The organism is Peribacillus butanolivorans (assembly GCF_001273755.1).
Taxonomy (GTDB): domain Bacteria; phylum Bacillota; class Bacilli; order Bacillales; family DSM-1321; genus Peribacillus; species Peribacillus butanolivorans.
In genome coordinates, this window is the sequence record NZ_LGYA01000005.1 from 185,950 (window position 1) to 201,277 (window position 15,328).

Consider the following 15,328-nt stretch of genomic DNA (forward strand, 5'->3'; position numbering starts at 1 on the left):
ATCTATTTATACGTGCGGCCAAAAACCGCACTTTGTTTTTTGAACAATTAGAATTCAGATGCATAATAGAAAAATAAAAAATCGAGTACATACGGAGGAAAAAACATGAAATTCTTCATAGATACAGCAAACATGGAAGAAATCAAACAAGCGCACGAACTTGGCGTATTAGCAGGAGTTACGACTAACCCGTCTCTTGTCGCAAGAGAAAAAGGTGTATCTTTCCATGACCGTTTAAAAGAAATTACAAGCCTTGTAAAGGAATCTGTTTCTGCAGAAGTCATTGCGCTTGATTTTGAGGGAATGATGGCTGAAGCGCAAGAACTTATTGCTATTGCCCCTAATATCACCATTAAAGTACCAATGACTCCAGACGGATTGAAGGCTGTTGCGGCTTTAACAAAACAAGGAGTCAAAACAAATGTTACCCTTATTTTTAGTGCCAACCAGGCATTATTAGCTGCTAGGGCAGGAGCAACTTATGTGTCTCCATTTTTAGGACGCTTAGATGATATCGGTCAAAATGGCCTGGATTTAATCTCTGATATTGCTGATATTTTTGCTATTCATGATATCAATGCTGAAATTATCGCAGCTTCAATTCGTCACCCGATGCATATTACAGAAGCTGCTCTTAAAGGAGCCCATATTGCAACGATTCCTTATAAAGTCTTAATGCAATTATTCCATCACCCATTAACAGATAAAGGGATTGAAGCTTTCTTGAAGGATTGGAATTCTCGTACAGAAGCATAAATTACCTTGCCGCTAAGTCGCTATAAATTGCACCGGTTAAATGGAAATAAACAAAATTAGAAATTTTTATCATTTTTTTACATGACTTTTCTATTTTTGTGTAAACTAAGAAACTAGATAGTAAATGTTGTCGGATTATGCAATTTTCTTGTGGTAAAATATTACTTTTTGGAAGTAGCTTCTAAGTGCTTAGCGTGGAAGGGAGTATATTATGGAAAAACTTAAAATTGCCGGTGGCTACCCTCTAAAGGGAAGCATTCGTGTCAGCGGTGCAAAAAATAGTGCGGTCGCCTTGATTCCTGCAACAATTTTAGCAGACTCTCCTGTTACGATAGAAGGCTTGCCTGATATCTCAGATGTAGAGATGCTGAAAGAGTTAATGGAGGAAATTGGCGGTGATGTTGCCTTTAATGATGGAGAAATGACAGTAGACCCCAGCAGGATGATTTCAATGCCTCTGCCTAACGGAAGAGTGAAGAAATTACGTGCCTCTTATTATTTAATGGGCGCGATGCTAGGGAAGTTTAAAAAGGCTGTGATTGGCCTGCCTGGAGGTTGCCATTTAGGTCCTCGACCAATAGATCAGCATATAAAAGGTTTTGAAGCACTTGGCGCACAAGTGACGAATGAACAAGGTGCTATTTACTTAAGGGCGGATGAGCTACGAGGCGCACGTATCTATTTGGATGTCGTGAGCGTCGGGGCAACGATTAATATTATGCTTGCTGCCGTTTTGGCTAAAGGAAGGACAGTTATTGAAAATGCAGCGAAAGAACCGGAAATCATTGATGTTGCCACGTTGTTGACCAATATGGGAGCAAAAATCAAGGGTGCTGGAACGGATATTATCCGTATTGATGGTGTGGACAGTTTGCATGGTTGCAGACATACGATCATACCTGATCGGATAGAAGCTGGAACTTTCATGATTTTAGCCGCAGCAGTCGGCGAAGGCATCTTAATTGATAATGTCATTCCCCAGCATTTAGAGTCGTTAACGGCCAAAATGCGGGAAATGGGCATAAATATCGAGGCTGGTGATGATCAGATCTTTGTTTCTCCAGGTGAGAAATATAAAGCGGTTGATATCAAGACGTTAGTTTACCCTGGATTTCCAACAGATCTTCAGCAGCCCTTCACGTCTCTTCTAACAAAAACAAGTGGTTCTAGCATGGTGACCGATACGATTTACGGGGCCCGCTTTAAGCATATAGATGAACTGCGGCGCATGAATGCAAAGATTAAAGTCGAAGGCAGAGCCGCAATTATTAATGGTCCGGTTCAACTTCACGGTGCAAAAGTAAAGGCAAGTGATTTACGTGCCGGAGCAGCTTTAGTAATTGCCGGCTTAATGGCAGAAGGGATTACTGAAGTGACCGGGCTTGAGCATATAGATCGTGGATACAGTCATCTTGTAGAGAAACTTTCAGGTTTGGGAGCAACGATTTGGCGTGAAGAAATGACGGAAGAAGAAGTGGAGCAGCTGAAAAGCTGATCCGTTTCTTGCTGCCTCATTGTGTTACATATATAAAGTAATGTGTTATACTAATATATAAATAGAGCATGCTAGTGCACATTGAGGGGGAACCAAGAATGGAAAGAAGTTTATCGATGGAGCTTGTTCGCGTGACAGAGGCGGCGGCGCTATCTTCTGCACGTTGGATGGGAAGAGGAAAGAAAGACGAAGCAGATGATGCAGCAACAACTGCAATGCGAGATGTTTTCAATACAATTCCTATGCAAGGTACAGTTGTAATCGGTGAAGGGGAAATGGATGAAGCTCCAATGCTTTATATTGGTGAGAAGCTTGGTACTGGGCTTGGACCATTAGTGGATGTTGCGGTTGATCCTTTAGAAGGAACGAATATCGTTGCATCAGGAGGTTGGAATGCTTTAGCAGTCTTGGCGATTGCAGATAAAGGGAATCTGCTTCATGCTCCGGATATGTATATGGACAAAATAGCAGTTGGTCCTGAGGCAGTTGGGCAGATTGATATCAATGCATCAGTACTGGACAACCTGAAAGCGGTAGCCAAAGCAAAAAATAAAGATATTCAAGACGTAGTCGCAACGGTATTAAACCGCGATCGTCATTCGAAGATCATTCATGAACTTCGTGAGGCAGGTGCCCGGATTAAGTTAATCAACGATGGAGATGTTGCTGGTGCCATTAATACGGCATTCGACTTAACTGGTGTTGACATATTATTCGGATCAGGCGGAGCTCCAGAGGGAGTTATTGCAGCTGTGGCTTTAAAATGCCTCGGAGGAGAAATTCAAGGTAAGCTTCTTCCTCAAAGTGAAGAAGAAGTGGCTCGCTGTGGGAAAATGGGTCTTGAGTTAGGGAAAGTCTTGAGAATGGAAGATCTGGTTCGCGGGGATGATGCAATTTTTGCTGCAACAGGTGTGACGGATGGAGAACTTTTACGTGGTGTTCAATTTAAAGGCCATTACGGTGAAACACAATCCGTAGTCATGCGTGCTAAATCAGGTACCGTTCGTTTCATTGATGGAAGACATAGTCTAAAAATTAAACCGAATGGCTTAATTGACTGAGACTATTTTCATAAAAAATTACCGAGAGAAAGCGAGCGGTTTCATCGCTCGCTTTCTCTATAAAAAAATTTAAGTTGAATAATTAAAATAAAAAAAGTAAAATAAAGCTTGGTCTACTAATAATTGATTTGAATATATATAATCTGCCCTTTCACTCCAAACTTCAAGAAGCCTTCAAATAATTTTCTTCTTTACATGTAAAAATGTATCATCCTTTCTAAGAAAACTCTGGTCGGGTACATGGATTGCGGTTTTTCTTCCATTTAACAAACCATTTCTTTTTCAGTATGGGTGAAAACGTTTAATTAATAAAAGTGTGGTGTCATAATGAATTTAACTATTTCCAATTTAGAAAACATGAAACTAAAGGATCTCTATGAGCACGCGCGTGAATATAAAGTTTCCTATTACAGCAAACTGTCAAAAAAGGAACTTATTTTCGCAATCTTAAAGGCACAAGCTGAGCAAGATGGTCTTCTTTTCATGGAAGGCGTTTTAGAGATTATCCCTTCAGAAGGCTTTGGTTTCTTACGTCCAATTAACTATTCTCCAAGCTCGGAGGATATCTATATTTCTGCTTCGCAGATCCGCAGATTTGATTTGCGTAACGGTGATAAGGTTTCCGGTAAGGTTAGGCCGCCAAAAGAAAACGAGCGTTATTATGGATTGCTGCATGTGGAAGCTGTCAATGGGGATAACCCAGAGTCCGCTAAAGAGCGTGTTCATTTCCCAGGCTTAACACCGCTGTATCCAAACAGACAAATTAAACTGGAAACAACACCGAAGAATTTATCAACAAGAATTATGGATGTCTTAGCACCTGTTGGTTTTGGACAGCGTGGTTTGATTGTTGCACCGCCAAAAGCTGGTAAAACGATGTTAATCAAAGAAATTGCTAATGCCATAACCACGAATCATCCGGAATCGGAATTGATTGTATTGCTTATTGATGAACGTCCGGAAGAAGTAACAGACATTGAACGTTCGGTGGCTGGGGACGTGGTTAGTTCGACGTTCGATGAAGTGCCGGAGAACCATATCAAAGTCGCAGAACTAGTGTTAGAACGGGCAATGCGCCTAGTTGAACATAAACGTGATGTTATTATTTTAATGGACAGTATTACTCGTCTGGCGCGTGCCTACAACCTTGTCATTCCGCCAAGCGGTCGTACACTATCCGGAGGGATTGACCCGGCTGCATTTCACCGGCCAAAACGTTTTTTCGGTGCAGCTAGAAATATCGAAGAGGGTGGTAGCTTGACGATTCTTGCTACAGCTTTGGTAGATACAGGTTCCCGAATGGACGACGTCATTTATGAAGAGTTTAAAGGTACAGGTAATATGGAGCTTCATTTAGATCGGGCCCTTGCCGAAAGACGTATTTTCCCAGCGATTGATATTCGTCGCTCTGGTACTCGTAAAGAAGAACTGTTAATTCCGAAAGATCGTTTGGATAAACTTTGGGCAATTCGGAAAACAATGTCTGATTCACCTGATTTTGCCGAAAAATTCCTTCGCCGTTTAAAACAGACAAAAGGAAATGAAGAATTTTTCAGTAAGTTGGATGAAGAGATGTTAGAAATGAAAAAGGGACCAGCAAACGCAAAACGTTCTTAAACAGGGAAAGAAACAAACTGTTGCACAACTAGTCTTAAATTGCTATAATGAGTTCATGTGTTTTTACAATAAATGTGAGGGTACTTTTCTCTCACCTTGAAGTATATAACTCTGTTTCGAATGATTCAGGGCAGAAGGAGCTGAAAAGAATGAAAACTGGAATTCATCCAAATTATAAACTTTCAAAAGTATCTTGCTCTTGCGGAAACACTTTTGAAACTGGTTCAGTTAAAGAAGAGATCAAAGTTGAGACTTGTTCAGAATGCCACCCATTCTATACTGGTCGTCAAAAATTCGCTGAAGCTGGCGGACGTGTTGATCGTTTCAACAAAAAATACGGTATTAAATAAGCCGGACTTTTCAAAAAACAGGCAAGTATTTTTCTTGCCTGTTTTTTCTTTTCTATAAACAAGTTTGAATTTATATAAAGCCGGGTCTAATTCCATTATGGCCAAGGGATTGACAGGTGGAAGGGAGTAGCTGTTTCCATGTATGTAATGAAACAAACAGGCTGGATCGAGCTTATTTGCGGAAGCATGTTTTCAGGTAAATCTGAAGAATTGATTAAACGAGTCAGCCGTGCTCAATTTGCTAAAGAGCAAATAGCCGTTTTTAAACCTGCTATAGATAATCGCTATGCGGAAGAGGCTGTCGTATCACACAATGGGTCCTCTGTGATGGCAAAACCTATTGCCCATTCAACAGATATTTTTAAGTATTTAGATAAGCCCTTAGATATCATCGCAATAGATGAAGTGCAATTTTTTGATCATGAAATTGTCGGGGTTGCCCAGCATCTTGCGGACAGCGGTTATCGAGTGATTATGGCAGGACTCGATCAAGATTTCAGAGGTGAACCATTCGGTCCTATGCCTGCTTTATTGTCGCTAGCAGAATCAGTAACAAAGCTACAGGCTGTGTGTGAAGTGTGCGGATCACCTGCAAGCAGGACACAACGATTGATTAATGGTGCACCGGCCTCCTATGATGAGCCGATCATCCTTGTAGGTGCATCGGAATCATACGAGCCCCGTTGCCGCCATCACCACGAAGTCCCAGGCAAGCAGACGGCAGGGATTAAAGAACATATTTAAATCATGGTGCCTTAAGATCCAAAGAGATCTTAGGGCACTTTTATTAATTACACAAGTTCAGCTAAAAAAGAGCCTAAGGGAAAACAGCTATTACCTTGAGTGTTAGAGTGGCAAAACCTTGTGTTTTATTGATATCAAATTCATGAGGGTATCCTTTGTTGTTACTTATTTAGCCCTGTGTGTCCCTTTCATGGATCAATCATTAGACCTGTATAAGTCTCTTCATTTTTCTATTCCCCCTCTCGCCTACTCAAAACTATTCAGTCCTATACGTTACCGCATTCAATTGCTTTTAAATTCTTGATTTAGAGTTTTATCTAACTTGATTTTATGCTAATAATAGAGTTGTTTAATTATAGAAAAAATCGTATACTTGACACAAAAGTCGTTTACTATTGTTGTTGTATGGAAAAAATTCTTTTCAAATATCTCTTGCAAAGTGAGTCCTTCAGTACATAATAAAGCTGTTTATTATCAAATAAACTATTTAGATAAGGGATAGACGAGAATAGACACCAAATCAGCAGGTGCCTATTCTCGTCTTATGCTATTTTATGTAGTTTAGTTTCCACAATTTTATTCCGCGAAATTGTTTATCTTCATCGTAGTCATGATTTGTAATACCTCCTGTAACAACACCTGCCAGAAAGATGTTATGGACATTTGCCTTATACATATCTGAATTAATTGAATAATGTATTTTTTGTATACCAATTAGTTGTTTATTCCTGTAAATCGGGTGAGGTATGCACCCGTGAAATTCACCTAATTTTACAGGCGGGTTAAGTATTTAACCTTTATTAGAAAGATATTAATTTATGGGGTGTGACAGATGAAAAAGAAATTGTTTGGAATTATAGTATTAGCTACATTAGTTTCATCTTTCATGTTAGGGGGTTGTAATCAGCAACTCGATCAATCTGGTGATGCAAATGGTGAGGGTATTCAGAAGAAAAAGGACGAACTTGTGATGGCTTTTGGATCTGAGCCTGAAGCAGGTTTTGATCCAACAACTGGGTGGGGACGTTATGGTTCACCGCTATTCCAGAGTACTCTACTAAAAAGAGATAACAAGTTAAACATTGTAAATGATATTGCAACCAGTTATAAAGTCAATGAAGATGGCAAGGTTTGGACTGTAATCTTGCGTAAGGATGTGAAATTTTCAGACGGTCAACCATTAACCGCTGATGATGTAGTCTTTACATTTGAAACAGCTACTAAAAATGGGTCAGTTGTTGATCTTAATGGTATGGATAAAGTAGAGGCAATGGATGATTACACAGTAAAATTCACATTAAAAGAACCTCAATCAACATTTGTTAATTCTTTAGTAGGAACGGGAATTGTCCCAAAACATGCATATGGAGCAGACTATGCTGAAAACCCTATAGGTTCAGGGCCTTATCAGCTCGTTCAATGGGACAAGGGGCAACAGCTTATTATAAAGGCTAATCCTGAATACTATGACAAAAAGTCGTATTTTAAAAAGATAACCTTTTTATTCTTAAACGAGGATGCGTCATTTGCTGCTGCACAAGCGGGAAAGGTTGATCTTGCCTATATACCAGCTGCATTTAGTAACCTGGAAGTACCTGGAATGAGACTGGAATCAGTAAAAACAGTAGATAATCGGGGAATCGCCTTCCCATTTATAAAGTCAGGGGATTTTACTGAAGATGGTTTACCAATTGGTAACGATGTAACAGCCGATCCAGCTATTCGTCATGCGATAAATATTGGAGTAGACCGAAAAGCACTTGTGGATGGAGTCTTAGAAGGACGTGGGACTCCAGCCTATACTTCAGTGGATGGCCTTCCTTGGTGGAACCCAGATACAGTCATTAAAGATGCTGATTTGGACGGTGCGCGAAAACTTTTGAAAGAAGCCGGGTGGAAGGATACAGATGGAGATGGGATTCTTGAGAAAGACTCTTTGAAAGCTGAGTTCACTCTATATTACTTAGCGAGTGATGCAATAAGACAATCTCTTGCCATTTCTGTGGCCGATATGATCGAGCCACTAGGAATTCATATTAAATTAGAAGGTGGAAGCTGGGATATTATTGAAAAGAAAATGTATTCGAATGCTGTCCTTTTAGGTTGGGGAAGCCATGACCCTCATGAGATGTATAACATTTATAGTAGTAAATTTGCAGGGGTAGACTATTATAATACTGGTTTTTATCAAAACAAAACGGTAGATGATTATTTTGAAAAGGCTCTTCGCGCTACAAGTGAAACAGAAGCAATTGAGTTTTGGAAAAAAGCGCAATGGGATGGAACAACAGGTTTAAGTGCGAATGGCGACGCTCCATGGGCCTGGTTAGTGAATATTGATCATTTATACTTAGTGAAAGATGGACTTGATATCGGAGAACAAAGAATCCATGTTCATGGTCATGGTTGGCCTGCAACAGATAATATAGTTGAATGGAAATGGACTAAGTAACTGTGCGTAAATATATAGGTGGAAAGCTTGGATTATTTTTATTGTTGAAAGGTTTAAGAATGGCCACATTATTATTTGCCATTTGTTTAATTTCTTTTCTATTAATAAAAAACTCTCCGATTGATCCAATTCAAGCCTACATCGGTGCAGATATGTTGAAGGTAGGACCTGAGCAACGGGAGAAGATAGCTGAATATTGGGGAGTTGACCAACCAGTTATGGTGCAGTTCTTGAATTGGGGCTCTGCTTTGCTAACAGGTGATTTAGGAACTTCAATGATATTTCGCCGCCCGGTAATTGACATTATTGGTGAACGATTCTTAAATTCCCTAGCGCTCATGATATCAGCTTGGGTATTATCAGGTATGATTGGATTTGCCATGGGTGTTGTAGCGGCAATGAAAAAGGGGACTTGGATTGATCGAATAATAAAATGGTACTGTTTCACACTAGCTTCAACTCCTACCTTCTGGATGGGGCTCCTTATTCTTATCGTTTTTGCCGTTTGGCTAAAATGGTTTCCATTTGGAATGGGGGTTCCAGCTGGTGTCCTTGCAGAAAATGTCACAATGGTGGATCGAATCAATCATCTTATTCTGCCAGCGATCACACTTAGTATAGTTGGGGTCGCTAATGTGGCACTACATACGCGCCAGAAGCTGATTGATGTTCTTGCTAGTGATTATGTCTTATTCGCTAGGGCGAGAGGTGAACAAGGCTTTGTCCTGTTTTGGAGACATGGATTACGTAATGTTGCTTTGCCAGCGATTACCTTGCAGTTTGCGGCTTTTAGTGAATTGTTTGGTGGAGCAGTGTTGACTGAGCAAGTTTTTTCATATCCCGGTTTAGGACAGGCTACGGTAGAAGCGGGGCTAAGGGGAGACGTTCCCCTTTTATTGGGATTAGTTATATTTAGTACAATATTTGTTTTTGTAGGAAATTTACTGGCTGATTTGAGCTATCGTTTATTAGATCCGAGAATGAGGGAGGGGAGAAGATATGATTTCAAGCCTCAAATTAAAAAATAAAGATAATCATAAACAACTTCCTTCTAATCGAAAGAAGCGGACGCTTTTTATAATCCTAATTTCAATTATTTTTTTAGTAATTGTTATATTAGGAGGTGTTTTAATTGATGAGGGGAGAATTGTAACAAATCTTAATGATCGAAATGCTCCTCCATCCCTAGACCATCTCTTTGGTACCGATTGGTTAGGTAGAGATATGTTTACAAGAACGTTAATGGGACTTTCTTTAAGTATAGGAGTTGGATTGATTGGAGCAATTGGAAGTGCGTCAATTGCTCTTTTCTTGGGTATGGCAGCAGCAACAATGGGGAAAATGGCAGATCGTCTTATTTCATGGCTCATCGACCTTTTTCTGAGTGTACCACATCTCGTAACTCTTATTCTTATCGCTTTTACATTAGGGGGAGGATTTAAAGGAATTGTAATTGGATTAGCTTTAACACATTGGCCAAGTCTTGCTCGAGTCATCAGAGCAGAGGTTATGCAAGTTCGTTCAGCAGAATATGTTCAGGTTTCACAGAAAATGGGGAAATCCCAATGGTGGATTGCTTTGCATCATATTCTTCCACATATAGCTCCACAACTGTTAATTGGTTTTATGTTACTGTTTCCTCATGTTATTTTACATGAGGCGGCAGTTACATTTTTAGGTTTAGGATTGTCGCCTCACGAGCCGGCAATTGGAATTATTCTATCAGAATCGATGAAGTACTTATCTTCAGGTATGTGGTGGCTTGCCTTTTTTCCAGGGCTTTGTTTGCTGATTATCGTTAGAACGTTTGATCAGATTGGAGAGAATATCCGGTTGCTCATAGATCCTAATAGGGCTCAAGATTAATCAGATATGCTACGTTCAATATTAAGAGGAGTTAACAAATGCCTATTCTTGAAGTGGAAAATTTATCAGTATCTTTTAAGCAATATACTGGACTTAAACAGAAAACTCATAAAGTTATATCAAGTTTAAATGTTACTCTTGAGGCAGGTGAGATTCTTGCTGTTGTTGGAGCGAGTGGATCGGGAAAAAGTTTGCTCGCACATGCCATTCTAGGAATACTGCCGAGAAATGCAAGTATATGTGGAGTAATTAAATATGCGGGAGAGGAACTCACCCCTGATCGGCAAACTGTATTAAGAGGTAAGGAAATTGCTCTTGTACCACAATCGGTAAACTTTCTAGACCCACTCATGCGTGTTGGAAGTCAAGTCCGTACTTCTGTAAAAAATGGGGATGCTGTATCGGTTCAACGAGAGGTTTTTGAGCGCTATCACTTAAGGCAAGAGGTTGAGAAAATGTATCCATTTCAACTTTCTGGAGGTATGGCGAGGAGGACGCTTCTATCCACTGCCATGGTAAGCGGAGCAAAGGTGATTATTGCGGATGAGCCTACTCCAGGGCTCGACCCCGATGTAATAAAGGAAGCGCTAAATAATTTTAGAGAGGTTGCCGACAATGGTTGTGCGGTGATGCTGATAACTCATGATATTGAATCGGCCCTTAATATTGCAGATAAAATTGCCGTATTTTATGCAGGAACTACAGTAGAGGTAGCTCCAGTGGAGAACTTTAAAGGTCACGGTGAGGAAATACGGCATCCTTATAGTAAGGCTTTGTGGAGAGCATTACCTCAAAATGATTTTATTCCAATTCCAGGTTCGCAACCTCATCCAAGTTCATTACCAGCGGGATGTTTGTTTGCACCACGTTGTGTAATGGCAACACCTGAATGCCGGCAAGTACAACCTGAAATGCGAAAACTTAGGGGGGGAATGGTGAGGTGTATTCATGCAACTTGAAGCAAAAGACATCGGATTTCGATATGGAAATGGACCATGGCTGTTTCAAGGAGTCAATTTAACGCTAGAGCCAGGGGAAATCGTTGGCATCACTGGTCCAAGTGGATGTGGGAAAACAACGTTTTGCCGGATTTTAGCGGGTTTTGAGACACCAATTGAGGGAACTGTGACCTTTAATAGTGCTCCATTGCCAAAGAAAGGATATCATCCTGTTCAATTGATCTTTCAGCATCCAGAAAAAGCGATTAATCCACGATGGAAGATGCACAAGATTCTTAATGAAGGATGGAAACCCAATAAAGAGGTGTTAGAATTACTGGGAATTGATCGGGAGTGGCTAGAACGATGGCCTAACGAACTATCGGGAGGAGAGCTACAACGATTTTGTGTTGCCCGTGCATTAGGACCCAATACTCGATTTCTAATTGCAGACGAAATGACAACAATGCTCGATGCAATCACACAGACTCAAATCTGGCATGCTGTCATTGAAATTGCTAAAAAGAGAAAGATGGGAATAGTAGTTGTAACTCATGAATCTAAGCTTATGCAAAGACTTTGTCAACGTGTGATTGATTTTAATGATTTTAGTTGAGATAAAGAAATTAATTGAATGACATTAGAAAAGGAGATCTCTTTAATAGAGACCTCCTTTCTTATATTATCTATTTCTAATCATTCTCTTTACTATTATTTTCGTGTTCCGCTACTTTTTCATGGATTTCTGATTCAATTGCCTCAACCAGATCCTCTTCAAGCTTTTGCTTTGGCTGAGGATGGAACCATTGAATTTCTCCTTCATGAACAAAGCCTTTGAATTCCTCTCCCTGCACTTGCAAAGAAAATTGTCGGCGTTCATGTACCCGGTCTTCAAATGCTGGTTTTATTTCAAGGCCTTTAATCTCTTTTGAAATTCCATAGTGTCGCATTAATGAATGTATGGTAGTTTCAATAATGTCCACTTTACTTTCACCAATCGTTTGTTTTGGGTGAGGGTGGAGCCAATGAATTTCATCCTCATGAAAATGCCCCTTGAATTCCTCTCCTTGGACTTTAAAAGTGAATGCGTGTCGCTCGTGAACACGGTTCTCGAACACTGTTTCTACCTCAAAATCTTCAAGTTCGGGTTTTGCATTCTTATCTTCAGGCATACTGTATCCCCTCTCATGAAAGTTTCTACTTAAATATTTTTCCTAGATTATCGTAAATATTGAGTTACAAGATCGGTAAAATACCGGAGTAATCTATTAATTGCCTATTATATAGGTCTTTATTTAAGACTGTCATTTAAAGGGCGCAGTTCATGGGAAATCGGTCTTTAATAGCACAGCGTAATGTGAATTTAGGAACTCAAAATAAATACAATATAAAATGGCTCATCTGGCTGTGCCTTTTAAAGGAGCAGCCTCCGATGAATGTATTAATATTTCCGTAAAAAGCTTGGTGTACGATTATTCCACTTCTCGCTGATGATCTTTTGGCACTGATCCAATATTCGTTCAATGACTTGGGTAGAGTGGGCTAGGATTCGTATGCTAAAGCCTGGCACGGCTAGCTTTGAAATTCCAAATTTAAAACTCGATTCTTCTATTTGAATCACTTCATACAATTCATCGAGAAGAGAATTATTCGTATATTCGCTGACCGCAATCATAGAGCCTAGGTGAGTAAAGCCTTCCATGAAACCTAGACCCGATAGTGTTTGTTTTTCTGGCATTAATTTGATATGGTCAAACACACCAAGTTTACCATTCAGATAAACCTCAGTAACTAATTGAATGGTATTATAGCTAAACTTTTTACCCTCCGGGGACCAGCCAGGTGTGAGGATATCTGTGTAAATAAACGTTGCTCCACTTTCCATATGAACTACATTTTTTTGCTTGTAATGAGCATTTTCATAAGCAATTAGCGGATCTGGAAGGTATTCTAAATAACTGCCTTTTTGCAAGTGAATTTGGGTTTCCTGATAGGCATAGCCTTTCGGCGTTTTATATACTTTTGTCGCAGATTGGGTAGTTAAAGTAACTTTAGAGCCTTCATCGGCTGATATTTCCATCTTGTATCGATCGCCGTCTAAATAGCCGCCGCCGGGATTTAGAAGGTAATAGCAGACCTGACCTGAATCATCAAAGTAGATCGGTCGCATAACTTTGAGTGCACCTTGAAAATACACCCTTTTTGCGACGGTTTTCCCTTTCCGTTCTTCTAGGTCCAGAGATAAAGTGCCAGTCCAATCTGTCATATTAATCTAAACCTTTTAATAAAGCATGCTGCTTAATCCAGTCGATTACTTCAGGAAGGCCATCATCATTTTTTAAATTTGTAAAAACGAATGGTTTGTCACCGCGGAATACTTTTGTGTCCTTTGCCATTACTTCAAGGCTGGCACCGACATATGGAGCAAGGTCCGTTTTATTAATGATGAACAAATCAGATTTAATCATACCTTGTCCGCCTTTGCGGGGGATTTTTTCCCCTTGGGCAACATCAATAATATAAATAGAAAAGTCAACTAGTTCAGGGCTGAAAGTAGCTGCAAGATTGTCTCCGCCACTTTCAACAAAAATAAGTTCAACGTCCGGGTGACGCTCGATTAACTCATCGATAGCGGCGAAGTTCATGGAAGCATCTTCGCGAATGGCGGTATGAGGACAGCCGCCCGTTTCCACACCAATGATCCGATCCTCTGGAAGAACACCATTTTGTATTAAAAATTTAGCGTCTTCTTTTGTGTAAATATCGTTTGTGACAACTGCCATTTTTATTTCATTTTCGAGATGGCGTGTCAATTTTTCTACAAGCATTGTTTTACCTGCTCCAACAGGTCCTCCAACACCGATTTTTATTGGTTCCATTAAAACACTTCCTTTACTGATTCTTTCAAAAAAATTAAGACATAAATATTCGAATGTTAACGCGTTCATGTTTCATTTGAGACAGTTCAATACCAGGAGAAACGATGCCAAAATCATCTTTCGTTAGTTGCAGAATTCTTTCCACAGCCTGTGTTAATTCTGGTATAAAATTGTGAGTAATTGTTTGACCTGCTGTTTGTCCAAGAGGAATGGCTCGTACCGCATTTTGAACTTGGCTGGAAATAGCAGAATACAAATAGTAGAGGATGGTGTCTGGTTTTGTTACCCCAAGCCCATGTGCTACCATCGAAAATACAATAGCGGGATGGCCGAATGAACTCTTTCTCTTAATTTCCGCTCTATATTGTGAGAGGATTGGCATACCGTATAGCGATTCTGTGAGTTTTAGCATTCGATCCCCAATCATTTGTGTTCCTTCCCGCGTTTCCCTCGGCAAGTTTTGGACAGTTAATAGGCGATCCAGGTTCCATATTTCTTGAATATCCTCATCCATAAGAGCTTCATAAACGAGACGAGAGGCAAGCCCATCTGAGTAGATGAGCTGCTCATGTAAATACACTTTAAGCCACTGGAAAAATGTCTCCTGGTCCTTAACTTGATCTTCTTGTATATAACTCTCCAGGCCGAAAGAATGGCTGAAAGCGCCGGTAGGTAAATTAGAGTCGCATAGCTGAAACAAAGAGAGAATATTGTTATTCATGACTGTGGCCTATATGACGGAACGCTTGTTTCACTTTTCGTTCTTCCCGTTTAAAAGGAATTCCGAGTTCTTGAAGTAATTCCTCAACCAAATAGTCATATTGGACCAACATATCATCTTCTTCAAATTGAGCAGGGAGGTGACGGTTGCCAAGTTGATGGGCGATTGTCCCCATTTCTTTTATGCTTCGAGGGGAGATAACAAGTAAATCATCTGATAGCACATCTATGACGATCATATTTTTATCATCCATGTATAATACATCTCCAGCTAAAAGGTCTCGATGCTCTTTTAAGCGAATACCAAGCTCATTGCCGTGATCCGTTTTGACCCGTTGAATGCGCTTCATTAAATGTGCGCTTTCCAAGTACACTTTTTCTATATGACGCTTTTTAATTTCGTTTGTATCCATCTTTTCTAAGTTAGTGACAACTTTTTCTATAATCAAT

General features: G+C 39.9%; 16 protein-coding genes. 11 read left to right on the forward strand and 5 right to left on the reverse strand.

All coding sequences use genetic code 11. From position 1 onward, the window contains the following. The first annotated feature begins 105 nt into the window (after nucleotides 1-105). The 11 genes from fsa to AKG34_RS22985 all read left to right on the forward strand — a co-directional run bounded on the left by fsa (nucleotide 106) and on the right by AKG34_RS22985 (nucleotide 11,895). Nucleotides 106-756 carry a fructose-6-phosphate aldolase gene (gene fsa, locus AKG34_RS22935; RefSeq protein ID WP_053348454.1) on the forward strand — a complete coding sequence of 217 codons (651 nt, stop codon included), beginning with the start codon at nucleotides 106-108 and terminating at the stop codon, nucleotides 754-756. A gap of 211 nt (nucleotides 757-967) precedes the next feature. Beyond that, nucleotides 968-2,251: a UDP-N-acetylglucosamine 1-carboxyvinyltransferase gene (locus tag AKG34_RS22940; protein WP_053348455.1), complete on the forward strand. Its 1,284-nt coding sequence runs from the start codon at nucleotides 968-970 to the stop codon at nucleotides 2,249-2,251. Nucleotides 2,252-2,349: 98 nt separating this feature from the next. Then, entirely contained in the window at nucleotides 2,350-3,312 is a 963-nt protein-coding gene (gene glpX, locus AKG34_RS22945; RefSeq protein WP_053348456.1) for a class II fructose-bisphosphatase, read from the forward strand. Between the two features lie 327 nt (nucleotides 3,313-3,639). Then, nucleotides 3,640-4,929, forward strand: a complete 1,290-nt coding sequence (rho, locus tag AKG34_RS22950) for a transcription termination factor Rho (protein WP_053348457.1) — start codon at nucleotides 3,640-3,642, stop codon at nucleotides 4,927-4,929. 149 nt (nucleotides 4,930-5,078) lie between these two features. Next, on the forward strand, nucleotides 5,079-5,279 hold the full coding sequence (rpmE, locus tag AKG34_RS22955) for a 50S ribosomal protein L31 (protein ID WP_053348458.1): 201 nt from the start codon (nucleotides 5,079-5,081) through the stop codon (nucleotides 5,277-5,279). Nucleotides 5,280-5,417: 138 nt separating this feature from the next. Further along, nucleotides 5,418-6,023: a thymidine kinase gene (locus AKG34_RS22960; RefSeq protein ID WP_053348459.1), complete on the forward strand. Its 606-nt coding sequence runs from the start codon at nucleotides 5,418-5,420 to the stop codon at nucleotides 6,021-6,023. Between the two features lie 832 nt (nucleotides 6,024-6,855). Further along, nucleotides 6,856-8,475, forward strand: a complete 1,620-nt coding sequence (locus tag AKG34_RS22965; RefSeq protein ID WP_053348460.1) for an ABC transporter substrate-binding protein — start codon at nucleotides 6,856-6,858, stop codon at nucleotides 8,473-8,475. Between the two features lie 59 nt (nucleotides 8,476-8,534). Beyond that, entirely contained in the window at nucleotides 8,535-9,503 is a 969-nt protein-coding gene (locus tag AKG34_RS22970; protein ID WP_053348857.1) for an ABC transporter permease, read from the forward strand. Beyond that, nucleotides 9,475-10,341: an ABC transporter permease gene (locus AKG34_RS22975; RefSeq protein ID WP_053348461.1), complete on the forward strand. Its 867-nt coding sequence runs from the start codon at nucleotides 9,475-9,477 to the stop codon at nucleotides 10,339-10,341. Before AKG34_RS22970 ends, AKG34_RS22975 begins: the two co-directional genes overlap by 29 nt. Nucleotides 10,342-10,379: 38 nt before the next feature. Next, nucleotides 10,380-11,300 carry an ABC transporter ATP-binding protein gene (locus tag AKG34_RS22980; RefSeq protein WP_053348462.1) on the forward strand — a complete coding sequence of 307 codons (921 nt, stop codon included), beginning with the start codon at nucleotides 10,380-10,382 and terminating at the stop codon, nucleotides 11,298-11,300. Further along, a complete protein-coding gene (locus tag AKG34_RS22985; RefSeq protein WP_053348463.1) occupies nucleotides 11,290-11,895 on the forward strand; it encodes an ABC transporter ATP-binding protein in 606 nt (201 codons plus the stop codon). Before AKG34_RS22980 ends, AKG34_RS22985 begins: the two co-directional genes overlap by 11 nt. 76 nt (nucleotides 11,896-11,971) lie before the next feature. Here AKG34_RS22985 and AKG34_RS22990 read toward each other — a convergent pair whose 3' ends face one another. From AKG34_RS22990 to ureE, 5 genes are all read right to left on the reverse strand, one after another. Then, a complete protein-coding gene (locus tag AKG34_RS22990) occupies nucleotides 11,972-12,451 on the reverse strand; it encodes a hypothetical protein (RefSeq protein WP_053348464.1) in 480 nt (159 codons plus the stop codon). 269 nt (nucleotides 12,452-12,720) lie between these two features. Further along, on the reverse strand, nucleotides 12,721-13,545 hold the full coding sequence (locus AKG34_RS22995; RefSeq protein WP_053348465.1) for an urease accessory protein UreD: 825 nt from the start codon (nucleotides 13,543-13,545) through the stop codon (nucleotides 12,721-12,723). 1 nt (nucleotide 13,546) lies between these two features. Next, complete coding sequence (ureG, locus tag AKG34_RS23000) at nucleotides 13,547-14,158, reverse strand: urease accessory protein UreG (RefSeq protein ID WP_053348466.1); 612 nt, start codon at nucleotides 14,156-14,158, stop codon at nucleotides 13,547-13,549. Between the two features lie 34 nt (nucleotides 14,159-14,192). Continuing rightward, entirely contained in the window at nucleotides 14,193-14,879 is a 687-nt protein-coding gene (locus AKG34_RS23005) for an urease accessory protein UreF (RefSeq protein WP_053348467.1), read from the reverse strand. Next, nucleotides 14,872-15,327 (reverse strand): urease accessory protein UreE, encoded by a 456-nt coding sequence (gene ureE / locus AKG34_RS23010; RefSeq protein ID WP_053348468.1) that lies wholly within the window; start codon nucleotides 15,325-15,327, stop codon nucleotides 14,872-14,874. The genes AKG34_RS23005 and ureE overlap by 8 nt, the downstream gene beginning before the upstream one ends. Nucleotide 15,328: the final 1 nt, after the last annotated feature.